Source organism: Streptomyces sp. NPDC015130 (assembly GCF_043080005.1).
GTDB lineage: Bacteria > Actinomycetota > Actinomycetes > Streptomycetales > Streptomycetaceae > Streptomyces.
In genome coordinates, this window is sequence record NZ_JBIBVC010000012.1 from 42,599 (window position 1) to 67,780 (window position 25,182).

Annotated in this window: 18 protein-coding genes; 12 read left to right on the forward strand and 6 right to left on the reverse strand. The window is 72.7% G+C overall.

Annotated elements, in window-relative coordinates:
* Positions 1 to 82: 82 nt before the first annotated feature.
* From ACF08F_RS24380 to ACF08F_RS24390, 3 genes are all read left to right on the forward strand, one after another.
* The gene (locus ACF08F_RS24380) at positions 83 to 1,831 is read left to right on the forward strand and encodes a protein kinase (protein ID WP_392300661.1); all 1,749 of its coding nucleotides are present in this window, start codon (positions 83 to 85) and stop codon (positions 1,829 to 1,831) included.
* A gap of 150 nt (positions 1,832 to 1,981) precedes the next feature.
* Positions 1,982 to 3,646, forward strand: coding sequence for a succinic semialdehyde dehydrogenase (locus ACF08F_RS24385; RefSeq protein ID WP_392300662.1), 1,665 nt, complete (start codon positions 1,982 to 1,984; stop codon positions 3,644 to 3,646).
* 64 nt (positions 3,647 to 3,710) lie between these two features.
* On the forward strand, positions 3,711 to 5,537 hold the full coding sequence (locus ACF08F_RS24390) for a GMC oxidoreductase (RefSeq protein WP_392300663.1): 1,827 nt from the start codon (positions 3,711 to 3,713) through the stop codon (positions 5,535 to 5,537).
* 695 nt (positions 5,538 to 6,232) lie between these two features.
* Here the strand turns inward: ACF08F_RS24390 and ACF08F_RS24395 are convergent.
* Complete coding sequence (locus ACF08F_RS24395; RefSeq protein ID WP_366304678.1) at positions 6,233 to 6,523, reverse strand: chorismate mutase; 291 nt, start codon at positions 6,521 to 6,523, stop codon at positions 6,233 to 6,235.
* A 326-nt stretch (positions 6,524 to 6,849) separates the two neighbouring features.
* Between ACF08F_RS24395 and guaA the strand changes: the two genes are divergently transcribed.
* The 4 genes from guaA (at position 6,850) to ACF08F_RS24415 (ending at position 11,613) form a co-directional block, all read left to right on the forward strand.
* Positions 6,850 to 8,442: a glutamine-hydrolyzing GMP synthase gene (gene guaA / locus ACF08F_RS24400; RefSeq protein WP_392300664.1), complete on the forward strand. Its 1,593-nt coding sequence runs from the start codon at positions 6,850 to 6,852 to the stop codon at positions 8,440 to 8,442.
* A gap of 112 nt (positions 8,443 to 8,554) precedes the next feature.
* Complete coding sequence (locus ACF08F_RS24405) at positions 8,555 to 9,343, forward strand: class II aldolase/adducin family protein (RefSeq protein WP_392300665.1); 789 nt, start codon at positions 8,555 to 8,557, stop codon at positions 9,341 to 9,343.
* Positions 9,344 to 9,540: 197 nt separating this feature from the next.
* On the forward strand, positions 9,541 to 10,773 hold the full coding sequence (locus ACF08F_RS24410) for a hypothetical protein (protein ID WP_392300666.1): 1,233 nt from the start codon (positions 9,541 to 9,543) through the stop codon (positions 10,771 to 10,773).
* A 297-nt stretch (positions 10,774 to 11,070) separates the two neighbouring features.
* The gene (locus tag ACF08F_RS24415) at positions 11,071 to 11,613 is read left to right on the forward strand and encodes a DoxX family protein (protein WP_392300667.1); all 543 of its coding nucleotides are present in this window, start codon (positions 11,071 to 11,073) and stop codon (positions 11,611 to 11,613) included.
* Between the two features lie 156 nt (positions 11,614 to 11,769).
* Here the strand turns inward: ACF08F_RS24415 and ACF08F_RS24420 are convergent, their stop codons facing one another.
* Positions 11,770 to 13,101, reverse strand: coding sequence for a PspC domain-containing protein (locus tag ACF08F_RS24420; protein WP_392300668.1), 1,332 nt, complete (start codon positions 13,099 to 13,101; stop codon positions 11,770 to 11,772).
* 156 nt (positions 13,102 to 13,257) lie between these two features.
* Here ACF08F_RS24420 and ACF08F_RS24425 point away from each other — a divergent pair, with 156 nt between their 5' ends.
* Both ACF08F_RS24425 and ACF08F_RS24430 read left to right on the forward strand, forming a co-directional pair.
* Positions 13,258 to 14,523, forward strand: coding sequence for a PspC domain-containing protein (locus tag ACF08F_RS24425; protein WP_392300669.1), 1,266 nt, complete (start codon positions 13,258 to 13,260; stop codon positions 14,521 to 14,523).
* Positions 14,520 to 15,236 carry a LuxR C-terminal-related transcriptional regulator gene (locus tag ACF08F_RS24430; RefSeq protein ID WP_392300670.1) on the forward strand — a complete coding sequence of 239 codons (717 nt, stop codon included), beginning with the start codon at positions 14,520 to 14,522 and terminating at the stop codon, positions 15,234 to 15,236. Before ACF08F_RS24425 ends, ACF08F_RS24430 begins: the two co-directional genes overlap by 4 nt.
* Positions 15,237 to 15,283: 47 nt before the next feature.
* Here the strand turns inward: ACF08F_RS24430 and ACF08F_RS24435 are convergent, their stop codons facing one another.
* Complete coding sequence (locus ACF08F_RS24435; RefSeq protein WP_392300671.1) at positions 15,284 to 16,429, reverse strand: NlpC/P60 family protein; 1,146 nt, start codon at positions 16,427 to 16,429, stop codon at positions 15,284 to 15,286.
* 345 nt (positions 16,430 to 16,774) lie between these two features.
* Here ACF08F_RS24435 and ACF08F_RS24440 point away from each other — a divergent pair, with 345 nt between their 5' ends.
* Together ACF08F_RS24440 and pcrA are read left to right on the forward strand one after the other, a co-directional pair.
* Positions 16,775 to 17,128 carry a hypothetical protein gene (locus tag ACF08F_RS24440; RefSeq protein WP_358474865.1) on the forward strand — a complete coding sequence of 118 codons (354 nt, stop codon included), beginning with the start codon at positions 16,775 to 16,777 and terminating at the stop codon, positions 17,126 to 17,128.
* Positions 17,129 to 17,317: 189 nt separating this feature from the next.
* The gene (gene pcrA, locus ACF08F_RS24445; protein WP_392300672.1) at positions 17,318 to 19,765 is read left to right on the forward strand and encodes a DNA helicase PcrA; all 2,448 of its coding nucleotides are present in this window, start codon (positions 17,318 to 17,320) and stop codon (positions 19,763 to 19,765) included.
* Positions 19,766 to 19,847: 82 nt separating this feature from the next.
* On the opposite strand, the gene ACF08F_RS24450 is transcribed toward pcrA, so the two are convergent.
* Complete coding sequence (locus ACF08F_RS24450) at positions 19,848 to 21,488, reverse strand: M23 family metallopeptidase (RefSeq protein ID WP_392300673.1); 1,641 nt, start codon at positions 21,486 to 21,488, stop codon at positions 19,848 to 19,850.
* A 227-nt stretch (positions 21,489 to 21,715) separates the two neighbouring features.
* A complete protein-coding gene (locus ACF08F_RS24455) occupies positions 21,716 to 22,522 on the reverse strand; it encodes an esterase/lipase family protein (RefSeq protein WP_392300674.1) in 807 nt (268 codons plus the stop codon).
* Positions 22,523 to 22,823: 301 nt separating this feature from the next.
* Between ACF08F_RS24455 and ACF08F_RS24460 the strand changes: the two genes are divergently transcribed.
* A complete protein-coding gene (locus ACF08F_RS24460; RefSeq protein ID WP_141295510.1) occupies positions 22,824 to 23,231 on the forward strand; it encodes a cobalamin B12-binding domain-containing protein in 408 nt (135 codons plus the stop codon).
* A gap of 150 nt (positions 23,232 to 23,381) precedes the next feature.
* Here ACF08F_RS24460 and ACF08F_RS24465 read toward each other — a convergent pair whose 3' ends face one another.
* Positions 23,382 to 25,151 carry a DUF5691 domain-containing protein gene (locus ACF08F_RS24465; protein ID WP_392300675.1) on the reverse strand — a complete coding sequence of 590 codons (1,770 nt, stop codon included), beginning with the start codon at positions 25,149 to 25,151 and terminating at the stop codon, positions 23,382 to 23,384.
* Positions 25,152 to 25,182: the final 31 nt, after the last annotated feature.

Sequence of the window (25,182 nt, forward strand, 5' to 3'; positions counted from 1 at the left end):
TGCTGTTCCTATGACGGCCCCGAGGTTCCGCACCCCGTGCCCCCCTCCGTAACCTGGCATCCGAAGGAACGGGCGGGGGCAAGTGGAACATTCTCAGAGCACAGGCACGGGGCTGCTGCTCGCGGGTCGTTACCGGCTCGGCGAGTGCATCGGGCGCGGCGGCATGGGCAAGGTCTGGCGCGCCCACGACGAGGTCCTGCACCGCGTGGTGGCGGTGAAGGAGCTGACGGCCGGCCGGTTCGTGGCGGAGGCCGACCGGCTCGTGCTGCACGCGCGGACGCAGAAGGAGGCGCGGGCCGCCGCGCGGATCAGCCACCCCGGCGTGGTCACCGTCCACGACGTCCTGGAGCACGACAGCCGTCCGTGGATCGTCATGCAGTACGTCGACGGGCCCTCGCTCGCCGACGCCGCCAAGGAGGCGGGGGCCATCGAGCCGCGCGAGGCGGCCAGGGTCGGGCTGCACGTCCTCGGCGCGCTGCGGGCCGCGCACGCGGCCGGGGTGCTGCACCGGGACGTCAAGCCGGGCAACGTCCTGCTGGCGCGGGACGGGCGCGTGCTCATCACCGACTTCGGGATCGCGGCGATCGAGGGCGACTCGACGATCACGCGGACCGGGGAGATCGTCGGCTCCATCGACTACCTGGCGCCCGAGCGGGTACGGGGCGGCGACCCCGGTCCCGCCTCCGACCTCTGGTCCCTCGGGGCCACGCTGTACACGGCGGTGGAGGGCACCTCGCCGTTCCGCCGGACCTCCCCGATCAGCACGATGCAGGCCGTGGTGACGGAGGAGCCGCCGTACCCGGAGAAGGCGGGGCCGCTCGCGCCCGTCATCGTGGCGCTGCTGCGCAAGGAGCCGGAGCACCGGCCGCGCGCGGACGAGGCCGAGCGGATGCTGCTCGACGCCATGGAGGGGCGGACCCCGCAGACGGCGCAGGCGTACGTGCCGACGCAGCGCGTGGCGCGGGAGGACCTGGACCCGGCGGCCGGCGTGCTCGGTTTTGGACTCGACCTCGTGGAGCTGAGCGAGGAGGAGGACGGCGGCGCGGGTACGAAGGAGACCGCGGGTCCCGCGGACGGCGCACGCGCGTCCGGACCGGCCCGTACCGCCCGGTTCCCCCACCCGTCCCAGGGATCGGGCTCCGGCTCGTCCGACCCGGCGGCCTCCCCGCCGACCGTGGTGCCGTCCACGGCCACCCTCGCCCCTTCGTCCCCGTCGTCGGGGCGGGGCCGCTGGCGCACGGTCGTCCTCGCGGCCCTGGTCGCCGGTCTCGTCGCGGGCGGCGCGGTCTTCGCGGCCATGAACTACTCGGACGGCGATCCGCACGCCGGCGGACGGACCACGCCCACCGCCCCCTCCACCCAGGCCAAGGAGGCCGTCGTGCCGGAGGGCTGGCACCGCGTCGACGACCCGGCGGGCTTCAGCCTTCTCGTCCCGGACGGCTGGAAGCGCCAGAAGGAGGGCGACCAGATCGACTACACGCCCGACAACGGCAACCACCGCATCCGGATCAGCATCGACGAGAAGCCCGACTTCGAGAATCCGTACATGCACGCCCTCGACCTGGAGCGCGTGCTGGAGAAGCGGATGGACTACAAGCGGATCAAGCTCGGCCAGGTCACCTACCGTGACCAGGTCCACTCCGCCCAGTGGGAGTTCAGCTGGACCGAGAGGAAGGACTTCCCCGGGCCGCGGCACGCGATCGACCTCATGTACTACGAGGACGACGGCACGGAGTACGCCATCTACATGTCCTCGCCGGAGTCGAGCTGGGAGACCACCCGCGAGCAGTTCGACACGGTGATCCAGCACTGGCGGCCGCCCGGCGGGTGAACCGGGAAAATCTCCTCGCCCGGCCTTCGGCAGCCGTAAGCCGCTGATCAGGGCTTATATGCCAGTGATCACTGGCATGATGTGCGTACCCGGTGAAAACGTATTACCGACGGGTACCCAAAGGGCGGAACGCCGCCTACGCTCGCCCTCATGACGGACTCGCAGGCCACCACCGCCCTCTCGGTTCCCGAAGCCCCCGCCGCGCAGGGCGGCACGGCCGCGCCCGCCGGCGCGACCAACCCGGTCGCGCCCGCGCCCGCCGGCGCGCGGACCGCCGCCGACGTCGTGACGCCCGAGGTGGTCGCCCGCCTCACCCGCGGTGTCGTCGGCTCCGGCCGGACCGCCAACCACACCCCGTTCACCGGGGAGAGGCTGGCGGAGCTGCCCGAGTCCACCCCCGAGGACGTCGCCGAGGCCTTCACGCGCGCGCGTGCCGCCCAGACCGCCTGGGCCGCCACCCCGGTCAGGACCCGCGCCGCCGTCCTCCTCCGCTTCCACGACCTCGTCCTCCAGCGGCAGACCGAGGTCCTCGACCTCATCCAGCTGGAGACGGGCAAGGCGCGCCTGCACGCCCACGAGGAGGTCCAGGCGGTGTGCGTCGCCGCCCGCCACTACGGCCGCAGGGCCGCCTCGTACCTGCGGGCCAAGCGCCACACCGGAGTCGTACCGACCCTCACCAAGGTCACCGAGCTGCGCCAGCCGCGCGGGGTCGTCGGCCAGATCGCGCCGTGGAACTACCCGCTGGAGCTCTCCGTCGGCGACGCGCTCCCCGCCTTCGTCTCGGGCAACGCCGTCGTCATGAAGCCCGACACCGAGACCGCGCTCACCGCGCTCTGGGCCCGCGACCTCCTCATCGAGGCCGGACTGCCCGCCGAGGTCTTCCAGGTCGTCCTGGGCGAGGGCCCGGTCGTCGGCCCCGAGGTCGTCAAGCACGCCGACTACGTCTCGTTCACCGGCTCGACCCGGACCGGCCGCGAGGTCGCCCAGGGCGCCGCCGCCCGGCTCGTCGGCGTCTCCCTCGAACTCGGCGGCAAGAACGCGATGCTCGTCCTCGCGGACGCCGACATCGAGAAGGCCGCCGCCGGAGCCGTCCGCGCCTGCTTCTCCTCCGCCGGACAGCTCTGCATCTCCATCGAGCGGCTGTACGTCCACGAGTCGATCGCCGACGCCTTCCTCGACCGCTTCGCCGCCCGCACCAAGGCCATGCGGCTCGGCAGCTCCCTCGCGTACGGCGCGGACATGGGCTCCCTCGTCGGCGACCGGCAGCTGGAGACGGTCACGAAGCACGTCGACGAGGCCGTCGCCAAGGGCGCCAGGCTCGTCGCCGGCGGCGTCGCCCGCCCCGACATCGGCCCCCTCTTCTACGAGCCGACGATCCTCGACGGCGTCGAGGCCCCGATGGCCGTCTGCTCCGAGGAGACCTTCGGCCCGGTCGTCTCCGTCTACCGCTTCACGGACGAGGACGAGGTGATCGAGCAGGCCAACGGCACGCCGTACGGCCTCAACTCCTCCGTGTGGACCAAGGACTCGCGCCGCGGCCACGCCGTCGCGGCCCGGCTGCGCACCGGCACCGTCAACATCAACGAGGGGTACGCGCCGGCCTACGGCAGCGTGCAGTCCCCGATGGGCGGCATGAAGGACTCCGGACTCGGCCGCCGCCACGGCTCGGAGGGCATCCTCAAGTACACCGAGGCCCAGACCGTCGCCCAGCAGCGGCTGATGCCGCTCGCGCCGTCCTTCGGCATGGACGACGAGAAGTACGCCGCGGTGATGAGCCTGTCCCTGAAGGCGATGAAGGCCCTGCGCCTGCGCTGACGCCGGGGCGCACCGGCCCCTGACCGTCCCGACAGATTTCGCCCCTTTCCGTACGAGGAGAGCCATGACCGCGGTACCCCCTACCCAAAATCAGGAGCAGGCGGAGGACGCCGCGTACGACTACGACGTCCTCGTCGTCGGCTCCGGCTTCGGCGGTTCGGTCACCGCCCTCCGGCTCACGGAGAAGGGCTACCGGGTCGGCGTCCTGGAGGCCGGGCGGCGCTTCACCCCCGCGTCCCTGCCGAAGAACTCCTGGGACCTGAAGAACTTCCTGTGGGCCCCGGCCCTCGGCCTCTACGGCCTCCAGCGCATCCACCTGCTGGGCAACGTGATGGTCCTCGCGGGCGCCGGGGTGGGCGGCGGCTCCCTCAACTACGCCAACACCCTCTACGTACCGCCGAAGCCCTTCTTCGACGACCCGCAGTGGAAGGACATCACGGACTGGCAGGAGGAGCTGAAGCCGTACTACGACCAGGCGCAGCGGATGCTCGGCGTCCGGATCAACCCGACGACGACCCCCTCGGACGTGCACCTCAAGGCGGCCGCGCAGGCGATGGGCATCGGCGACACCTTCCACATGGCGCCCGTCGGCGTCTTCTTCGGCGACGGGGCCGACGCCGACGGCACCGCGAAGGCGAAGCCGGGCGGCCAGGTCGCCGACCCGTACTTCGGCGGCGCGGGCCCCGCCCGGCGCGCCTGCACCGAGTGCGGCGAGTGCATGACGGGCTGCCGCCACGGCGCCAAGAACACGCTCAACGAGAACTACCTCCACCTCGCCGAGAAGGCGGGCGCCACCGTCCACCCCATGACCACGGTCGTCACCGTCACCGAGGACTCGCGGGGCGGCTACGCGGTGCAGACGCTGCCCACCGACAACCGCAGGAAGGGCAAGGGGCGGACCTTCCGCGCCCGCCGTGTGGTGATCGCGGCCGGCACGTACGGCACGCAGACCCTGCTGCACCGGATGAAGGACGGCGGCCTGCTGCCCCGGATCTCGCAGCGGCTCGGCGAGCTCACCCGTACCAACTCCGAGGGCCTGGTCGGCGCGCAGACCACCGACCGGCGCTACCGGAAGAAGCACGGCAAGGAGAAGGCCGACTTCACCCGCGGCGTCGCCATCACCTCCTCGGTCCACCCCGACGAGAACACCCACATCGAGCCGGTCCGGTACGGCAAGGGCTCCAACTCCATGGGCGGCATGACCGTCCTCCAGGTGCCCTACGGGGCCCACCGGGTGCGCAACTGGTTCCTCAACGTGCTGAAGCACCCGACGCTTGCCGCCCGCTCGCTCTCGAACTACCGCTGGTCGGAGCGGACCATCATCGGGCTGGTCATGCAGTCCCTGGACAACTCCCTGACGACCTACCGCAAGCCCGGCGGTATCGGGAAGGGCCTGCTCACGGCCCGGCAGGGGCACGGGGCGCCGAACCCGGTCCAGATCCCAGAGGCCACCAGGGCCGCCACCCTCCTCGCCGAGGAGATCAACGGCTTCGCCGGCTCCAACATCGGCGAGCTCATGGGCACCCCGCTCACCGCCCACTTCCTGGGCGGCTGCCCGATCGGCGCCGACGCCGATTCCGGCGTCATCGACCCGTACCACCGGCTCTTCGGGCACCCCGGGATCTCCGTCGTCGACGGGGCGGCCGTCTCCGCCAACCTCGGCGTCAACCCGTCCCTGACGATCACGGCGCAGGCGGAGCGGGCGATGTCGTTCTGGCCGAACAAGGGCGAGGAGGACCCGCGGCCGCGGCAGGGGGAGGCGTACGTCCGGGTGGCGGCGGTCGAGCCGAAGTCCCCGGCGGTCCCGGCCGAGGCCTTCGGCGCCCTGCGGCTCCCGTTCCTGGGAATCCCGACGGTCCCGCCGAAGAAGGCACCGGACGGCGAGGCATGAGACGCCGGGCACGCACGGCGTGAGTCGCCGGGCTGGAGTCGCCGGGCAGGACGCTCCAGGCGCGAGCCGCCGGGCATGACGCTCCAGGCATGAGACGCCGGGCATGACGCTCCAGGCATGAGACGCCGGGCATGAGTCGCCGGGCATGACGCTCCAGGCATGAGACGCCGGGCATGAGTCGCCGGGCATGAGAAAAGGCGCTGCACCCCCCTCCGAGTGCAGCGCCTTTCCTGCTTTTGGTGATGCTGCATAGATGACCCGCGACCGATGACATTGGTTGTAGCGGTTGCACAGGATCTTCGTGTGACGCGCGTCACGCCGGAGGATCGCGCGTGAGAAAGGGCCCCGCGCCGCGATTCCGGTCGCGGTACGGGGCCCTGGGCGTCGGCGCCGGGGGATCGCGCCGCGCGGGGGAGGAGATCGGGGGGACGGGTGTACGGGGGAGGTCGACCGGTTGCGACCGGCCCCGGGCGTCCCCGGGGCCGACCGCTCTTTCTGGTGACCGGGCTGCTGTCCCCTGCTGCCCGGTCACACGCGCTGGTGCGAGGTCCCACGGCGCACCGGAGGTACGCCACACGCCCCAGCGAAGCCACGCGTGGTTTCTACGGGCCCGCCCCTGGCTGGCACGGACACCCGGACCAACGAAGCCCGGCCGCGGCCGGTCACGCGCCGTACGGGTGAGACCGGGCTCGAACTCAGATGCGGCCCCGGCACAGCTCCAGCATCGTCATCGCGAGGGCCGTGCCGGGCTTGCCCAGCGCGTCACGGTAGTGACCGAGGACCTCCATCTCGCGGGCCAGGTTCACCCGGCGGCCGCCGGAGGAGATCCGGGCCTCCTGGATGACGGCCGAGACGGCCATCCGCTCCTGGATGAGACCGATGATCCGGTCGTCGAGGGCGTCGATGCGCTCGCGGGCGTCGCCGATCAGCGTCGCCGCCTCGTCGGTGCGGGCGCCGGTCTTCTCGGTCTGGGTCATGGCGGTCATACGGGGCTCCTCGGGATGTCGGGGGCGGAGCCCCGGGGCGGCAGGGCCCGGAAACGACAGAACGCCCCGGGCCTTGTCGGCCCGGGGCGCCTGGGAAGTCGCTTGTCAGTTGCTCAAGCAGCACGACCATGGCAGCCGGACGGGCCGGTGCCATAGGTAAAGACGAAGGTCGAGAGCTTGCGCATGGCGACAGTATGGACCCCGCCGCGGACCGGGGGCCAACCCGGGTTCGGATGGTGAGACGAAAAGTGCGAGCGGCGCGCCGGTAGAATCGACAAATAGCACCCCCTTCGGGGGACCCTCCCTACCGCCGGAAGGCCGCCGTAGTGTCATCAGCGACCCCCGCTGCCGCGCCCGACGTCTCCAACCCGGACGTAGTCCTCGTTGTCGACTTCGGCGCCCAGTACGCCCAGCTCATCGCCCGCCGCGTCCGTGAGGCCCGGGTCTACAGCGAGATCGTCCCGTCCACCATGCCGGTGGCCGAGATGCTGGCCAAGAACCCGAAGGCGATCATCCTCTCCGGCGGACCGTCCTCCGTGTACGCGGAAGGCGCCCCCCGCCTGGACCGCGCGATCTTCGAGGCGGGTGTCCCCGTCTTCGGCATGTGCTACGGCTTCCAGCTGATGGCGACGACCCTCGGTGGCACCGTCGACAACACCGGCGCCCGTGAGTACGGCCGCACCCCGCTGCACGTCTCCAGGGCCGGCTCGACCCTCTTCGAGGGCACCCCGGCCGAGCAGTCCGTGTGGATGTCGCACGGCGACGCCTGCTCCGCCGCCCCCGAGGGCTTCACCGTCACCGCGTCCACCGACGTCGTGCCGGTCGCCGCCTTCGAGAACGACGAGAAGAAGCTGTACGGCGTCCAGTACCACCCCGAGGTGCTGCACTCCACGCACGGCCAGCAGATCCTGGAGCACTTCCTCTACCGCGGTGCCGGCATCGAGCCGAGCTGGACCACGGGCAACGTGATCGAGGAGCAGGTCGCGGCCATCCGCGCCCAGGTCGGCGACAAGCGCGCCATCTGCGGCCTCTCCGGCGGCGTCGACTCCGCCGTGGCCGCCGCGCTCGTGCAGAAGGCCATCGGCTCGCAGCTCACCTGCGTGTACGTCGACCACGGTCTGATGCGCAAGGGCGAGACCGAGCAGGTCGAGAAGGACTTCGTGGCCGCCACCGGCGCCAACCTGGTGGTCGTCGACGCGCAGGAGCGCTTCCTCGACGCGCTCGCCGGCGTCTCCGACCCGGAGACCAAGCGGAAGATCATCGGCCGCGAGTTCATCCGCGTCTTCGAGCAGGCGCAGCTGGAGATCCTCCAGGAGGAGGGTCCCGAGGTCGCGTTCCTCGTCCAGGGCACCCTCTACCCGGACATCGTCGAGTCCGGCGGCGGCACCGGCACCGCCAACATCAAGTCCCACCACAACGTCGGCGGGCTTCCCGACGACATCGAGTTCGAGCTCGTCGAGCCGCTGCGCCAGCTGTTCAAGGACGAGGTCCGCATGGTCGGCCAGGAGCTCGGCCTGCCCGACGAGATCGTCCAGCGCCAGCCCTTCCCCGGCCCCGGCCTCGGCATCCGCATCGTCGGCGAGGTCACCAAGGAGCGCCTGGACCTGCTGCGCGAGGCCGACGCCATCGCCCGCGAGGAGCTCACCGCGGCCGGTCTCGACCGCGAGATCTGGCAGTGCCCGGTCGTCCTGCTCGCCGACGTCCGCTCCGTGGGCGTCCAGGGCGACGGCCGCACCTACGGCCACCCGATCGTGCTGCGCCCCGTCTCCTCCGAGGACGCGATGACGGCCGACTGGTCGCGCCTGCCCTACGAGGTGCTCGCCAAGATCTCGACCCGCATCACGAACGAGGTCGCCGACGTGAACCGCGTCGTCCTCGACGTCACGAGCAAGCCCCCGGGCACCATCGAGTGGGAGTAGTCGCTCCCGTGCGTGCCTGAAGCCGTCGTCCCGGTCCTTCCGGGGCGGCGGCTTCGTCGTGTTCGCGTCCGGGCTCTGGTGACTTGCCCGGCCGGGCGTTACCTTCCGGCGCATGAGCGTGATACCCGAGCCCGTCCCCGTCGACCGGCTCCACTTCGCCATGCCGCCCGTCCACGCGACGGCCGAGGAGGAACGCACCCACCGCAGACAGCGGCTCGCGGGCGCGCTGCGGCTCTTCGGACGGCTCGGATACGAGGACGGCGTCTCGGGTCACATCAGCGCCCGCGACCCGGAACTCCCCGACTGCTACTGGGTGAACCCCTTCGGCGCGCCCTTCGAGGACCTCACCGCGAGCGACCTCGTCCTCGTCAACGGCGACGGACAGGTCCTCCACGGCGGGCAGCACGTGAACCAGGCGGCGTTCACCGTCCACGCCCAGGTCCACCGGGCCCGGCCCGACGTCGTCGCCGTCGCCCACACCCACTCCCTGTACGGGCGGGCGCTCGCCGCGCTCGGCGAACTCCTCGACCCGCTCACCCAGGAGGCCTGCGCCTTCTACCAGGACCACGCCCTCTACGACGCCTACACCGGCGTCACCGTCGACGCCGAGGAAGGCCGCCGGATCGCGCTCGCCCTCGGCTCGTTCAAGGCGATCGTGCTGCGCAACCACGGCCTGCTCACCGTCGGCACCTCCGTCGACGCGGCGGCCTGGTGGTTCATCGCCATGGAACGCAGCGCCCAGGTCCAGCTGACCGCGCGGGCGGCCGGGAAGACCGTGCCGATCGACCACCGGGAGGCGGTCACCACCCGCGAACAGCTCGGCAGCGACCTCGTCGGCTGGATCAACTACCAGCCGCTCTGGCGCAGGATCAGCCGAGCGGAGCCCGAACTCCTGTCGTAATACCATCCCTTCACCCTTCTGTACGTCAATGCGATGGCGCGGCAATCACTCTTTCGGGGGGTGCGCACGGCGGCTCCGGGAGCCGCCGATACGACACAATTCCGTGGAATCAACGGCTGGTTGACTGTTCGGCACGCATCGGAGCGCACCGGGACACAGCGGAACAGGTCGTGAAGTGAGCTCGGGAAGTGAGCACCGTGGCGGTTCAAGAGGCGAGACAGTACGGCGGACACACGACGGCCTGCGCCGGCTGCGCCCACTGCGGGAAGGTCGGCCACCGGCGCGCGGTAGCCGCCTTCCTCGCCCGGCGGGACGAGCTGGCCGCCGGGCACGGCGTCCCCGCGGCCGTCGCCCACTCGCCGGTCGCCGCCCGCCAGTGGGTCTCCGACGAACTGGCGCAGTCCGCCCGCGCCGTCGCCGTACGCGACCGCGAGGCCGGGACGGCCTGGCTCGACCGGGTCCGCAGCGGGGGCATCGGCGCCGTCTGGGGCGCCGTGGTCGCCCTCCTCCTCGGCCAGGCCCTCACCGCGATCGGAAGCGGCTGGACCGCTCCCCGCACGGCCGGCCTGTGCACCGCCCTCCTCCTCGCCGTCCTGCTCAGCGCCGCCGCGCACACGCACCGGACGCGCGGCGGCCTCCTCGCCCCCCTGATCGGCGAGGACAACCGGCTCTCCACCACCCGTGCCGTCGCCGCGGCCTGGCTCCTCCTCCTCGGCTACACCCTCCTCTTCCTGGCGTTCCTCGCGCCGGGCCCGGCGGCCTTCGTCCTGTCCCGGGGCGCCGGCCTCCTCACCGCCTTCACCCTCGTGTCGGCGGTCACCGTCACCGCCCGCGTCGTCGTCTCCGCCCGGATCGCGTCCCGCCGCCTCCAGAAGGTCCGCGCCGACCGTCCGCGCGCCGCCGACCTGCTCTGCGACGACAGCGGCCGGGCCAGCCTCACCGACGTCCAGTACCTCCTCGTCTCCTGCGCCGTCCTGGCCCTGACGGCCGTCGGCCTCGCCCGCGACCCCGGCCGGCTCCCCGAGGTGCCCTGGTCGCTCGTGCTGCTCCTCGCCGTCTCGGCGGCCTGGCACCTCGCCGCGAAGTGCACCGAGGGCGTCCGGCCCACGATCCACTCCGTCGTCCGCTCCCGGGAGGCGGGCGACCTCGACGCCCCCATCCGCACGGGCGACGACATCGAGATCCGGGGCTGCGGCTTCGTCCCGCCGGGCGCCGCCGCCCCCGACCCGCTGACCCGGCTGGTCGTGCGCATCGGCCCCGTACACGCCCACGTCCCCCTGGTCCCGGTCCCGGGCGGCTTCGCCAACCCGACGGACGCGAGCCTGACCGTCCCCCTCCCCGCGGACGTGGAACCGGGCCGGGTGGAGGTCTCGGTCGTGACGGCCGCCGGTGTCGAGACCAATCGGGTCACGATCGACGTCGTCGACTAGGGCGTGTTGCGAAAGTAGCGCCGGCCGCCCGAAGGGCGGGCCCGACGGCGTCTGGTGCGTGCGATCGCAAGGCGGAGGAGGGAGTCGACGCGGTGGGGGAACCCCCGCGCCCGAAGGGCTGCGGGGGATGTCGGCGACCGACGACAACGCGGCGAGCGTGCGTGCCGGGCCCCGCGAGCCCGGCATGATCCCAAAGACAGGCCCTGGCGTCCGGCCCCCTCCACGTATCCCCGCGGCGCGAGTCCGGGGAGAATCGTTCCGCGAACAGTCGTACGGGGCGTGGAGAGGTGACCGGCGATGACGGGACGAGCGGACCGGACGAACGACACGACGGGTCGACGGGCCGGCTACGCCCGATGGCAGGCCACCTTCGACCGGTGGAAGGCCGTCGCCTCCCGGTACGCCCTCCTCCCGCTGCGGCTCTTCCTCGGGATCACGTTCGTCTACGCGGCCTTCGACAAGCTCACCGACTCCGCCTTCTTCGCCGCCGACGGCAGCGGCTCCATCGGCGAGACGATGCGCGCCGTGCGGGACAGCTCGGCGATCCCCGCCCTCGTCGACCTCGCCCTCAAGAACCCCGCGGGCTTCGGGTACGCCATCGCGTTCGGAGAGCTCGCCGTCGGGATCGGGACCCTGCTCGGCCTCTACGCGCGCGTGGCGGCGCTCGGCGGCGCGCTGATCTCCCTGAGCCTCTGGCTGACCGTGAGCTGGCAGGTGAACCCGTACTACCTGGGCAACGACCTCGCCTATCTGATGTCCTGGCTCCCGCTGCTGCTGGCCGGGGCGTCCGTGCTCTCGGTGGACCGGTTCCTGGCCGACCGGCGGCGACGTATCTCGTAGCTCGTCCAGCCCGCGAGGCCGGCTGTGCCCAGACCGGCGCAGAGCACCGGGACCACCGCGTACCACGGGGTCGTCCAGGCCCCGGCGAGGTCGCCGGCGTAGACCGCGGCCAGGGTGAGGGCGGCGAGGCCGACGATCAGCCGGCCGGGGCGGAACTCATGAAGCAGCACGGGTGACCTCCACCTGTCCGATGCCGACCTCCAGCGAGAGGTCCAGCGTGCCCGCCGGGGCGGTCCCGGCCGGCGGGGCGATCGTGTGGGTCTCCTCCTGGTCCGGGGAGATGTCGATGTCCTCCGCGGCCTGTCCGGGCAGCTGAAGATCGCCGAGCCCGACCTCGGCGTGGACCTTCACCACGGCGTCCTTGGGGACGACCACCTTGAGCTGTCCGGCACCCACCTCCGCGCGGGTGGTGACGGTCGCGCCCGCCGGGAGCGGGAGCGCCGACAGGTCGAGCAGACCCACGCCGGTGCCCAGCTCGTACGAGGGCTGCACCGCGGCGACGGAGGCCGGCTTCCACGTCTCGCGGACCCAGTCCGTGGTGATTCGGTCGGGCAGGGCGACCGCCCCGGCGAGCAGACAGGCCGTGATCACGGTGTTGAAGATCGTTCCGAATCCGGTGCGGCCGAGGAAGGAACTGACGACGAGGCCCAGGCCGAACACGGCGAGGGCGGCGACCAGACCCGTCTGCAGGCTCGTGCCCAGCGACTCGGTCTCCCAGGTGAGGGCGGTGCCGAGGACGGCCGCGAGAATCGCGAGCAGATGGATGAGGCCGGCGATGGAGAGCGGGCTCCGCCGGACCGAGGGCGCCGGCCGGGAGGGGTCGGGCCCCCACTGGCTCCCGGGCTTCGGTATGACGCCGTCGACCTTGCCGTCCGCGTCGACGATCCCGTGCGGTCCCCAGAGGTAGTGGAAGGTCACCCTGCCCGTCGAGCCGTCCTTCACGATCGGGTCCTTCCACCAGGAGTGGTACTCGATCCTGGGCGGGGCCTTGGTCTCGGGCGGCGCCTCCGGGACCACGTGCGCGGTCCCGGTCTCCGGCCGGCCTTCCGTCTTCCTCTCGCCGCCGACCGTCCGGCGCCGCGACCAGACCGCCGCGCCGCACACCGCGAGCGACAGCAGCACCGTGAAGCCCAGCATCGAACCGCTGCGCAGCGTCGTCAGCAAGATCCCGCAGCCGGTCAGCGCCATGAATATGGCGGCCAGGGTGGCCCCGCTGACCCGGCCGGTCAGGAGCCTGCGTCCCTCGTGCTCGTCCTCGCCCGCGAGCGGGACGAGCAGCCATGCGAAGCCGTAGAAGATCAGACCGACGCCACCCGTCACCGACAGCACGCCGATCGTGATCCGGAAGATCACCGGGTCGAGGTCGAAGTGCCGGCCGAGGCCGGCGCAGACCCCGCCGACGACCTTGCCGCTCCGCGAGCGCTGCAGAGGCAGGGAGGCATCGGCCTCCGCCGGCGGCGGGGCCTCGTGGGACTTCGAACTCGTCATGCGTCCATGGTGACGGCCCGTGACCCCTCGCGGCACCGGGACCGACCCTGGCCCGACCCTGATATTCGGAGGGGTGCCGCCCCTGAGGCGGTACCAGGGGCGATCTCAGGGCCGACCCTGATGTCCCGGGCGGGCCGGACGTGTGACGATCGGTGCATGTCCGCAGCCGCTCGTGTCATCGAGACCGACGAACCACCCGTGCGCAGGCTCTACCGGAGCGCCGACGGGCGGTGGCTCGGCGGTGTCGCGCGCGGCCTCGCCGGCCACCTCGGCCTGCCGGTCGTCTGGGTGCGCGCGCTGTTCGTGGCGCTGTTCTTCACGGAGGGCCTCGGCGTCCTCCTCTACGCGGTCTTCTGGATAGTCGTCCCGCTCGGCGTGGGCGGCCGGGCCGCCCCCCGTCCCGTCTTCGAGGTCACCCCGGACGGCCGTCGCCGGCTGCGCAAGCCCGACAGGGGCCAGGTCTTCGCCCTGATCGCGCTCGTGATCGGCGGCACGGCCCTCATCGGGAAGGTCAACGTCGACAACGAGTCCGGGCGGTACATATGGCCGCTCCTGCTCATAGCGGTCGGCGTCGTCCTCGTCTGGCGGCAGGCGGACAACGCCCGCCGGGCCAGCTGGACCGAGTCCGGTCGGCGCAGGCGCACCCTCCAGCTCGTCCGCGGGCTCGTCGGTGTCGCCCTCGTCGGTGCGGGACTCGCGGTCTTCCTGGTGGTCCGCGGCTCGATAGCCCAGTTGGGGACGGCCCTCACCGCCGCGGTCGCGGTGCTCACCGGCATAGCGCTCCTGGCGGGCCCCTGGCTGGTCCGGATGTCGCAGGACCTCACGGAGGAGCGGACCATGCGCATCCGCGCCCAGGAGCGCGCCGAGGTCGCGGCCCACGTCCACGACTCGGTGCTCCACACCCTCACGCTGATCCAGCGCAACGCCGACGAGCCGGGGGAGGTGCGCCGCCTCGCCCGCGCCCAGGAGCGGGAGTTGCGGAACTGGCTCTACAAGCCCGAGGGCACCGGCCGGGACGAGGAGGAGCCCGCGACCCTCGCGGAGGCGGTGAAGAAGGCCGCGGCCGAGGTCGAGGACAAGCACGGGGTGCCGCTGGAGGTGGTCGTCGTCGGCGACTGCCCGCTCGACGAGAAACTGACCGCGCAGATGCAGGCCGCGCGCGAGGCGATGGTGAACGCCGCCAAGTACGGTGGCGAGGGTGGGGCGGTGCAGGTTTTCGCCGAGGTGGAGGGCCGCATGGTCTTCGTCTCGGTGCGGGACCGCGGTCCGGGCTTCGACCTGGACGCGGTGCCCGAGGACCGGATGGGCGTACGAGAATCGATCATCGGTCGTATGCAGCGCAACGGCGGCTCGGCCCGGCTGAGGTCCGTGCCGGGCGGGGGCACCGAAGTGGAGCTTGAGATGGAGAGGGCGGACGGATGAGCGACGAGACCGGGGCAGCGGCCGGAACCGAGGCGGGGGCACCGGGCACGGAGCGCCGGGTGCGGGTCGTGCTCGTCGACGACCACCGGATGTTCCGTACGGGCGTGCAGGCGGAGATCGGCCGGACCGAGGTCACCGGGGTCGAGGTGGTCGGCGAGGCCGCCGACGTCGACCAGGCGGTCACGGTCATCACCGCGACCCGGCCCGAGGTCGTCCTCCTCGACGTGCACCTGCCGGGCGGCGGCGGTGTCGAGGTGCTGCGCCGCTGCGCGAGCCTGATGGCGGCCGCCGAGGACCCGGTGCGCTTCCTGGCGCTGTCCGTGTCGGACGCGGCCGAGGACGTCATCGGGGTCATCCGGGGCGGTGCCCGGGGCTACGTCACGAAGACGATCACCGGTACCGACCTGGTCGACTCGATCTTCCGGGTCCAGGAGGGCGACGCCGTCTTCTCCCCCCGGCTCGCCGGGTTCGTCCTGGACGCCTTCGCCTCGACGGACGCGCCGCCGGTGGACGAGGACATGGACCGGCTGACCCAGCGGGAGCGGGAGGTGCTGCGGCTGATCGCCCGCGGATACGCGTACAAGGAGATCGCCAAGCAGCTCTACATCTCGGTGAAGACGGTCGAGTCGCACGTCTCGGCGGTGCTGCGGAAGCTCCAGCTCTCCAACCGCCACGAGCTGACCCGCTGGGCCACCGCCCGCCGCCTGGTCTGAGCCCCCAGGGGCTCACTCGGGTCGGGTCCGGTCGGGTCGGCGTTCGGTCAGCCGACCCGGCTCGCTCCGGCGAAGGGCATCTCGTCGATCGGGGCGACCCGCACCGGGGCGCCGGGGCGGGGGGCGTGGATCATCTGGCCACCGCCGATGTAGAGCCCGACGTGGCTGATCCCGGAGTAGAAGAAGACCAGGTCACCGGGGGCGAGCTGGGAGCGGGAGACGCGCTGTCCGGCGTTGATCTGCGTGTACGTCGTGCGGGGCAGGGAGACACCGGCGGCGCGCCAGGCGGCCTGGGTGAGGCCCGAGCAGTCGTACGCGGACGGGCCCGTCGCCCCCCAGACGTAGGGCTTGCCGAGCTGCGCGCGGGCGAAGGAGATGGCCTCGGCGGCCCGGGTGTTCGGGGCGGTCACGGGGCCGCGGACGCCGCCCGAGGAGCGGTCGGCGCGCGTCGCGGCCGAGCCGGCGTCTCCCCCGGAGGCCGTGGCCGTGCCGGCCGTCGTGCCCGCACCGCCGCTCGTGGCGCTGCCGCCCGGGGCGCGGGCGCCGTCCCGGGCCGCGACGGCGGCGTCGTACCGGGCGCGCTCCTCCGCGGTCAGCCGGGCCAGCAGGGTCCTGGCCGCCCCCAGCTTGTCGAGGACGACGGCCTTCTGCCGACGCAGCTCCTCCTCGTGCCCGCGCAGCTCGGTCAGCCGTCCCGCGGACTCGGCGCGCAGCTGCCGGAGCGCGCCGAGCTCGCGGCGCACGGCGCTGACGGCCACGGCCTGCCGGTCCGCGGCCTTCTCCGCGAGCGCGGCCCGCTCCAGGTACTCGTCGGGCTCGGAGGTGAGGGCGAGCTGGACGGCGGGGTCGAGACCGCCCGAGCGGTACTGCGCGGTGGCCATGGACCCGAGCCCGTCCCGGGCGGTGTTGAGCCGCTCGGCCCTGCGGGCGGCCTCGTCGCGCAGCCGGTCGAAGGCCGCGCGGGAGGCGTCGGCCCGCTCCTTCGCCCCGTTGTACTTCTCCGTCGCGACCTCGGCCTCCTGGTGGAGCCGGTCGACCTTCGCCTTGACCTGGGCGGTGGTGAGCCGGGGGTCCGCGTGCCCGGAACCCTCGAAGAGCGTGGCGGTCGCCGCGGAGGCGAGGGCGAGGGTGGCGGCGGTGCGGACCGCCGGCCCACCGAGCGGGGACGGCCTGGGTTTTCGGTGCGATGCCACGAGGGCGGGTCACATCCTCTTCCCTGCGGGGGGACGGTGCCCGCAGGGCCGACGGCGGACCGCACAGGGGAGACGGACCGCCGCCGGGTTTTCCTGGCGGGGATGACCGGCAGCCGCCGGGCGACCGGCGGTGGTGGGAGCCGGCCACCTGCTGGAAGACGCTAAACCTCGCGGTCACGCCCGGGCAGTGAGTTGACCGCTATTGGCGAGAGGTGACGGACACGGACCGAAGTCGTTCGTCCGGGGTGACGGGTCGGGGGACATTGCGGCAGACGACCGACCGAAGCGCCGGAGGGAGTGGACCCGGCCGGAGGACGGTGCTAGGGCCCCGGTTAGGCTCCGCCCATGGACGTACTCATCAATGTCTTCGTCGCCCTGCACATCATCGGTATCGCCTCCCTGCTGGGCGGATTCCTCACCCAGATGAAGGCGATGGGCGCCGGTACGGCCCGCTTCACCCCCGCGATGCTGCACGGCGCGCTGGTCATGCTGATCACGGGCGTCGCGCTCGTCGGCCTCAACCAGGCCGACGACCAGACCGTGAACAACATCAAGATCGGAATCAAGCTGGCCGTGCTGGTCGTCATCCTCGGCCTGGTCTACGTCAAGCGCGACGAGGAGAAGGTCGACAAGGGCCTCTTCGCCGCCGTCGGCGCCCTGACCACCGCGAACATCTTCATCGCCACCCTCTGGACCTGAGCCCCGGACCAGGAGGACCAAGGCCCCGGACCCGTAGGACCAAGGCCCCGGACCCGTAGGACCAAGGCCCCGGACCCGTAGGACCAGGGCCCCGGACCCCGTGGTGTGACCGGTTCCGCAGCCGGGTGACGAAGGCGGCTCCCGAAGGCGGGCCCGGATGTCGGTGGGGCGTCCTAGACTCGTGAGGCGATGAGCAGCCTCTTTGACGACAGCTTCCTGGCCGGCCTCCAGAACCACTCCTCGGGGGAGGCCCCGCCCCCGCCCGAGGACCACGAGCACGGCGCCCCGGCCCCGGAGGAGGTCCCGCACGACCTCTTCGGGGAGCACTTCGACGCGCCCCCGCCCAGGGACGCGTACTACCGCGACGGCGCCGCGCGCCCCGTCGTCGACCCCGCCGCGCTCCTGGAAGGGCTGAACGAACAGCAGCGCGCGGCCGTCGTCCACACCGACACCCCGCTGCTCATCGTCGCCGGAGCCGGCTCCGGCAAGACCCGGGTGCTGACCCACCGCATCGCCCACCTCCTGGGCACGCGGCACGTCCACCCCGGCCAGATACTGGCGATCACCTTCACCAACAAGGCCGCCGGCGAGATGAAGGAGCGCGTCGAGCAGCTCGTCGGCCCGCGCGCCAACGCCATGTGGGTCATGACCTTCCACAGCGCGTGCGTGCGCATCCTGCGCCGCGAGTCGAAGAGGCTCGGCTTCACCTCCTCCTTCTCGATCTACGACGCCGCCGACTCCAAGCGCCTGATGTCCCTGGTCTGCCGCGACCTGGACCTCGACCCCAAGAAGTTCCCGCCGAAGTCCTTCAGCGCCAAGATCTCGAACCTCAAGAACGAGCTGATCGACGAGGAGTCCTTCGCCGACCAGGCGGCCGACGGCTTCGAGAAGACGCTCGCCGAGGCCTACCGGATGTACCAGGCGCGGCTGCGCGAGGCCAACGCCCTGGACTTCGACGACATCATCATGACGACGGTCCACCTGCTCCAGGCGTTCCCCGACGTCGCCGAGCACTACCGTCGCCGCTTCCGGCACGTCCTCGTCGACGAGTACCAGGACACCAACCACGCCCAGTACACCCTCGTACGGGAGCTCGTCGGCACCGGCTACGAGGACCTCGGCCCCGCCGAGCTCTGCGTCGTCGGCGACGCCGACCAGTCGATCTACGCCTTCCGCGGCGCGACCATCCGCAACATCCTCCAGTTCGAGGAGGACTACCCGGACGCGACGACGATCCTCCTGGAGCAGAACTACCGCTCCACGCAGACGATCCTCTCCGCCGCCAACGCCGTCATCGAGCGCAACGAGTCCCGCCGCCCCAAGAACCTCTGGACCAACGCGGGCGCGGGCGCGCAGATCACCGGGTACGTCGCGGACACCGAGCACGACGAGGCCCAGTTCGTCGCCGACGAGATCGACCGGCTCAACGACACCGGCGAGGTCAAGGCGGGCGACGTCGCCGTCTTCTACCGGACCAACGCCCAGTCCCGTGTCTTCGAAGAGATCTTCATCCGCGTCGGACTGCCCTACAAGGTCGTCGGCGGCGTCCGCTTCTACGAGCGCAAGGAGGTCCGGGACGTCCTCGCGTACCTCCGGGTCCTCGCCAACCCCGAGGACAACGTCCCGCTGCGCCGCATCCTCAACGTCCCGAAGCGGGGCATCGGCGAGCGCGCCGAGGCGATGATCGACGCCCTCTCCCTGCGCGAGCGGATCACCTTCCCGCAGGCCCTCAAGCGGGTCGACGAGGCGTACGGCATGGCCGCGCGCTCCGCGAACGCGGTGAAGCGGTTCAACGCGCTGATGGACGAGCTGCGCACCGTCGTCGAGTCCGGCGCCGGCCCCGCCGTCGTCCTGGAGGCCGTCCTGGAGCGCACGGGCTACCTGGCCGAGCTCCAGGCCTCGACCGACCCGCAGGACGAGACCCGCATCGAGAATCTCCAGGAACTCGCGGCCGTCGCCCTCGAGTTCGAGCAGGAGCGCGGCGAGGAGCCCGCGACCCTCGCCGAGTTCCTGGAGAAGGTCGCCCTCGTCGCCGACTCCGACCAGATCCCGGACGAGGACGAGGAGGGCCGGGGCGTGATCACGCTGATGACGCTGCACACCGCCAAGGGCCTCGAATTCCCCGTCGTGTTCCTCACCGGCATGGAGGACGGCGTGTTCCCGCACATGCGCGCCCTCGGCCAGGCGAAGGAGCTGGAGGAGGAGCGGCGCCTCGCGTACGTCGGCATCACGCGCGCCCGCGAGCGGCTCTACCTCACGCGCTCGTCGATGCGCAGCGCCTGGGGCCAGCCCTCGTACAACCCGGCCTCGCGGTTCCTGGAGGAGATCCCGCCCACGTACCTGGAGTGGAAGCGGACCGGTCCGATGGCGAAGCCCGCCGGGCCGACCTCGGGCATCACCTCCTCGCTCTCCTCCTCCCGCTCGCGGTCCGGCCCCTCGGGCTTCGCCACCCGGCGCGCCGGCGAGAAGCCGGTGATCACGCTCCGGATCGGCGACCGCGTCACGCACGACCAGTTCGGTCTGGGCACGGTCACCGCGGTGACCGGGGTCGGCGCGGACGCCCAGGCGACGATCGACTTCGGCGACGAGAAGCCGAAGCGGCTGCTCCTGCGGTACGCGCCGGTCGAGAAGCTGTAGGGGCGCCCGGCGCCCGCGCACGCGAGAGGGCCCCGGCTTCGGCCGGGGCCCTCTCGCACAGGTGCGTGGGGTGTGGTGTGCGTCAGCTGGTCGGGTCGAGCCCGTGGCTGCGCAGCCAGGCCAGCGGGTCGATGGCGTAGCCGCCGCCGGGCCGGACCTCGAAGTGGAGGTGGGGGCCGGTGGAGTTGCCGGTGTCGCCGGAGTACGCGATGACGTCGCCGGCCTTGACCGAGCCGTAGCGGATCTTGGCGCTGCTGAGGTGGCAGTACCAGGTCTCGGTGCCGTCCGGGGCGGTCACGATCACCATGTTGCCGTAGGCGCTGTTGATCTGGGTGCGGACGGTGCCGTCCGTCGCGGCCATCACGGGGGTGCCGGTCTGCACGGGGAAGTCGATGCCGGTGTGCACGGACATCCAGTTGACGCCGGACTGGCCGAAGCGTGCGCTGAGCCGGTGGAGCTCCACCGGCAGCATGTACTTGGGGCGCAGGGCCTCCTTGCGGGCCGCTTCCTCCTCGCGCTTCTTCTTCTCGGCTTCCTGACGGATGCGGAGGTCGATGCGCTCCTGGGTGCGGCTCGCGCGGTCGCCGAAGTCGCGGGCGTCCTCGCTGAGCGCGGCGAGCTGGGTGTCCAGCGCGCTGTTGGCGGCGACCTGCTTGACGGAGGCGGGGTCGGCCGCGGCGAGGGCGGTGGTGTCCTTCTTGGCGCCCTCGTCGGTGGGGTTGGTGAGCCCGCTGACGGAGGCGGCGGCGATGCCGGCGACACCCATGACGCAGGCGGAGGGGACGGCGACGGTCAGCAGGGCGGACCGTTTCGCGGGCGTACGGCGGCGGCCTCGGCTGCTGCCGGAGCCGCGGCGCACGGGGCGGCCCGCGGGCGTGGTCTCCGTGCGGAGCTCGACGTAGGGCTCGGGGGCCGGCCCGTCGTCGGCGGGCTCGTCGGTGAACTCGTCCGCGGGGGCGGTGAATTCGTCCGAGAGTACGGTGGCGAACTCGTCCAGGGGCTCGGCCGCGGCGTCGGTCGTGTCGGCGGTGTCGTCGAGGACGTCCACGAGGCCGTCGGTGTAGGCGTACTCGGTGGCCGCCTCCGCCCCGTGCTCGGCGGCGTAGTCGAAGGCGAACTCGGCGGTGTGCTCCGGCTGCGGGGTGTACTGCTGGGGGACGACCGGCTCGGCCTCGGCGGCCACCTGGTTCCAGGCGGTCGCGTCGTAGGCGCCGGTCTCGGTCGCGAAGGCGGGGGCGGCCCACTGGCCGGTGGCGTCGTACGCCTCGTAGCCGCCGTAGCCCGCGCCGTGGGAGGTGCCCCCGGCGCCCTGGGCGGCGTACGCGGCGTGGACGGTCTCGTACTGGCCGGTCTGCTGGGCGTCGGTCCAGGCGGAGGCGTCCCACTGGCCGGTGGCGTCGTACTGCTGCCCGGCCGTGTCGTAGGAGGTGTGCGTGGCGGCGCTGCCGTACTGGTCGGTGGCCTGCCACTGGCCCGTCGTGTCCCACTGACCCGTGGTGTCCCACTGGCCGGTGGTGTCGTACTGGCCCGTCGTGTCGTACTGCTGCTGCTGTCCGGTGGTGTCGTACTGACCGGTCATCCCGTACTGGCCGAAATCCCACTGTCCGCTGTGGTCGGTCTGACCCGCGGGATAGGCGCCGAACAGCGGGTCGACGGCGAAGCTGCCTGTGGTGAGGGCGTCGTCTCCGACGTACCCGGCGTGGGGGTGCTGGTCGTTCACCAACGTCTCTCTCGCCTCGGCAGCAGGACCATCCCGGGGCCGGTCCCGATGAGGGGTGTCCCGGGGGAAGCAGTGGCGCGACTGTACCCGGCGGTATGCGCAACCGACAATCTTCGGAGGGGTTCGGCCCCGCAGGAAACGGGCAATCGGCCGTGTTTCGCCAGCTCGCGGGGAGAGCTTTGGCCTTGTGTTCGAGGAACGTTCGAAGAACACGGCGTGGCGAGTGGACGTCAGGCGACGGAGGCGGCCCCCGGCTCCCCTTCGTGAGCGCCCCGGGCCACCGGTCCGCCGGCGTCCAGGGCGCCGAGCACCCCGGCGGCCACCGTCGGGTGGACGGGCAGCGCGAGATGGCCGATGCCGCTGACCCGTACGTTGTGCACGAGCAGGTCGGGGTGGTCGAGGCGCGCGGTCTCGACCGGCACCATCACCTGGTCCAGGTCGCTCCAGAAGCTCACGAACCGCGTACGGCAGCCGGGGGCCGGGCCCGCCAGCTCCCGCAGGACCTCCGAACCGGGCCGCATCTGCCGGACCAGCGGATGCGCGTCAGCGAGCCTGGCCGCCACGGTGGTGCCGGAGTGCGGGGTGCCGAGCATGACCAGCGTGCGCACCCGCGTGTCGCCGCCCAGGCGCTGTACGTAGTAACGGGCGACGAGTCCGCCCAAGCTGTGCCCGACGATGTCGACCTCGGCGTGTCCCGTGCGGGCGCGGATCTCCTCCACCCGCCGCCCGAGCAGCTCGGCGGCCCCGCGCAGATCGCAGGTGAGCGGGGAGTAGTTGAGCGACTCGACACAGTCACGGCCGTGCCGGGCGAGGGCGCGGCGCAGCAGGACGAAGACCGAGCGGTTGTCGACGAAGCCGTGCAGCAGGACGACCGGGCGCGCGCCCGGGGCGATCGTGGCGTCGGGGCCGGTGGCGGTGGGAGCGGGGGAGAGGCGCTCGGCGGCGATCCCGGAGGGGTACAGGACGAGATGTCCGGTGAGGATCGCGAGCTCCAGGGCGGTGGCCTTCATGAGGGCGGTGACCTTGGAGAGCTCCATCGCCGACCTCCCGTGCGGCATGCGGGGCCGGACGGTACGGAGCGACGCCGTACCCCCGCGCCGCACGGACGGCGGCACGGAGGTACGGCGACCTCCTCGCGGCTCCCTTGCGACCGGGCCCCGCTTGCGGCTGGTGGGCCCGTGAGGAGGGCCCTAAGCGGGGAACGGCGCAGAGCGAACATGTCCCACGTGTGATTTCCCCCTCCCTCGCCACCGCGAAACGGCCGCTTGCGGGATGCTGGAGATAACGTTCGTTCACCGCCCCGGCAATGAAGCGCGGGGGTCGCATGTGGAGGCAGTGATGGGTGTGACCGGTCCGATCCGCGTGGTGGTCGCCAAGCCGGGCCTCGACGGCCATGACCGAGGGGCCAAGGTGATCGCGCGGGCCCTGCGCGACGCCGGTATGGAGGTCATCTACACCGGTCTGCACCAGACGCCCGAGCAGATCGTCGACACCGCGATCCAGGAGGACGCCGACGCGATCGGCCTCTCGATCCTCTCGGGCGCGCACAACACGCTGTTCGTGAAGGTCCTGGAGCTCCTGAAGGACCGCGACGCGGAGGACATCAAGGTCTTCGGCGGCGGCATCATCCCGGACGCGGACATCGCGCCGCTCAAGGAGAAGGGCGTGGCGGCGATCTTCACGCCGGGCGCGACGACCGCGTCCATCGTCGAATGGGTGAACGCGAACGTCCGCGTGGCGGCCTGACCCCTCGTACGTACGTGCACCTTCGGGTGCCTCGCTCGCCGGGGCCCTTCCTTTCGGGAGGGCCCTTCGCCGTGTCGGGAGGGCCCTTCGCCGTGCGTGCCCTTCGCGGGAAACCGTGCGTGGGAGGGCCCTTCGCCGTGCGCCGCTCCGTCAGGCGGAGGCCTCGGCGGGCGGGGGAGCGTCGTCGAGTTCGGCGCGTATCGCCGCGCGCAGCCGGAGGGTGGCGACCAGGCGCTGGAAGGCCTCGGACCAGTAGCCGCCCGCGCCGGGCGTGATGTCGTCGTCCTCCTCCTCGGGCAGGGCGGTCAGGGAGTCCAGGTGCCGGGCCGCCTCCGGGGCGAGGCAGCGCTCGGCGAGGCCCATCACCCCGCTGAAGCTCCACGGGTAGCTGCCCGCGTCCCGGGCGATGTCGAGCGCGTCGATCACGGCGGCGCCCAGCGGCGCGGCCCAGGGCACGGCGCAGACGCCGAGCAGCTGGAAGGCCTCCGACAGGCCGTGGGCGGCGACGAAGGCGGCGACCCAGTGCGCGCGCTCGTCCGCCGGGAGCGTCGCCAGGAGCTGCGCCCGCTCGGCCAGCGAGGAGGTCCCGGGGCCCGTCGCGGGCGGTACGGCGGGGGCGCCGAGCAGTGCGCGCGACCAGGACGCGTCCCGCTGCCGCACGGCCGCCCGGCACCAGGCGGCGTGCAGTTCGGCCTGCCAGTCGTCGGCGACCGGCAACGCCACGATCTCCTCCGGGGTCCGTCCGCCGAACCGGGTGACCCAGCAGGCGAGGGGAGCGGCCTCGACGAGCTGGCCCAGCCACCAGGAACGCGCGCCCCGCCCCGCCGGCGGGGTCGCCACGACGCCGTCCCGTTCCATCGCCGCGTCGCACTCGTGCGGGGCCTCGACGACGATCACGGGTGACTCCGCCGTCCGGTCGAGGCCGACGCAGGTGGCGGCCCGGCCGGCCATGCGTCCCGCGAACGCCGAGGCGGGCAGGGCGGCGAGGAGTTCGGCGGCGGTCGCGCGGACGTTGCGGCTGCGGTCGGCGAGGGCGGCCTCCAGGAACTCCTCGTCCGCGTCGGAGAGCCCGGTCCGCAGCGAGTCCAGGAACATCAGCCGGTCCTCGGCCCGCTCGGTGGCCCACGTGGCCGCCAGGAGGGCCAGACCGGCCGCCGCGTCCTCGGCCCGTACGGCGGCGAGCAGCGCGACCCGCTCGGCGAACAGGCCCTCGTCCCACAGGGCCCTGACGCCCTCGGTGTCCCCCGGCGACGGGAGCCGGCCGGCCGCGCCCCTGCCCCGCAGGGCGAACCGCCACTCGGGGTTCAGGCCGGCCAGCCACAGGCCGCGCGGCCCGGCGAGCCGGAGGGCCTGGGGCCGCAGGTCGGTGCGGGCCCTTGCCGCGTCGAGCAGGGCGGGCAGGGCGGCGGGCGGCGCCTTGTACCCGCGCTCGTTGGCGAGGGTCAGCCACTGGGGCAGCAGCTCGGCGAGGTCGGGGGCGGATCCCCGCCTCCCGGCGGCGGGCGACGGCGCGGCCCGCCCTGCGAGGAGCTGGTCGAGCCGGCTCCGGGCCGCCTCGGGCAGCGGCCGGCGCGGGTCCTCCGGCGAGGGTGCGAGGGGCGGGGCGGCGGGCCCGGGGCGCAGCCCCGCCCTGCGCCGCACGGTGTGCAGCGCGGCGGCGTCGAGCAGCGCCCCCGCCGCCCCCGCAGTCCCCCCGCCGCTCGCGCCTGTGCCCGCGCCTGTCGTGCTCGCGCCGCCCGTGCTCGGGCGGCTCGTGCCCGCGGCCGTCGTGCTCGTGAGGACGGTCGGCGGCCGTCGGTCCGTGCCGAGGAGTGCGGAGGTGACGAGCTCCTCCCAGACCCGCGCGCTGTCGTCGGTGCCGCTGTCGGACGCGGGGGAGTACGGGGAGTGCGGGGCAGGGGGGATCTCGCGCGTGTTCATCGGGGTCCTCCGTGCGGTCGGGCGAGGTGGC

What these genes read in the sequence shown, in the direction of transcription:
- ACF08F_RS24440 (WP_358474865.1), top strand. Translation starts at nt 16,775, where the DNA reads ATGGACGTACTCATCAATGTCTTCGTCGCCCTGCACATCATCGGTATC.
- ACF08F_RS24425 (WP_392300669.1), top strand. Translation starts at nt 13,258, where the DNA reads ATGTCCGCAGCCGCTCGTGTCATCGAGACCGACGAACCACCCGTGCGC.
- ACF08F_RS24385 (WP_392300662.1), top strand. Translation starts at nt 1,982, where the DNA reads ATGACGGACTCGCAGGCCACCACCGCCCTCTCGGTTCCCGAAGCCCCC.
- ACF08F_RS24455 (WP_392300674.1), bottom strand. Translation starts at nt 22,522, where the DNA reads ATGGAGCTCTCCAAGGTCACCGCCCTCATGAAGGCCACCGCCCTGGAG.
- ACF08F_RS24405 (WP_392300665.1), top strand. Translation starts at nt 8,555, where the DNA reads ATGAGCGTGATACCCGAGCCCGTCCCCGTCGACCGGCTCCACTTCGCC.
- ACF08F_RS24395 (WP_366304678.1), bottom strand. Translation starts at nt 6,523, where the DNA reads ATGACCGCCATGACCCAGACCGAGAAGACCGGCGCCCGCACCGACGAG.
- ACF08F_RS24460 (WP_141295510.1), top strand. Translation starts at nt 22,824, where the DNA reads ATGGGTGTGACCGGTCCGATCCGCGTGGTGGTCGCCAAGCCGGGCCTC.
- ACF08F_RS24465 (WP_392300675.1), bottom strand. Translation starts at nt 25,151, where the DNA reads ATGAACACGCGCGAGATCCCCCCTGCCCCGCACTCCCCGTACTCCCCC.
- ACF08F_RS24420 (WP_392300668.1), bottom strand. Translation starts at nt 13,101, where the DNA reads ATGACGAGTTCGAAGTCCCACGAGGCCCCGCCGCCGGCGGAGGCCGAT.
- pcrA (WP_392300672.1), top strand. Translation starts at nt 17,318, where the DNA reads ATGAGCAGCCTCTTTGACGACAGCTTCCTGGCCGGCCTCCAGAACCAC.
- ACF08F_RS24390 (WP_392300663.1), top strand. Translation starts at nt 3,711, where the DNA reads ATGACCGCGGTACCCCCTACCCAAAATCAGGAGCAGGCGGAGGACGCC.
- ACF08F_RS24415 (WP_392300667.1), top strand. Translation starts at nt 11,071, where the DNA reads ATGACGGGACGAGCGGACCGGACGAACGACACGACGGGTCGACGGGCC.
- ACF08F_RS24430 (WP_392300670.1), top strand. Translation starts at nt 14,520, where the DNA reads ATGAGCGACGAGACCGGGGCAGCGGCCGGAACCGAGGCGGGGGCACCG.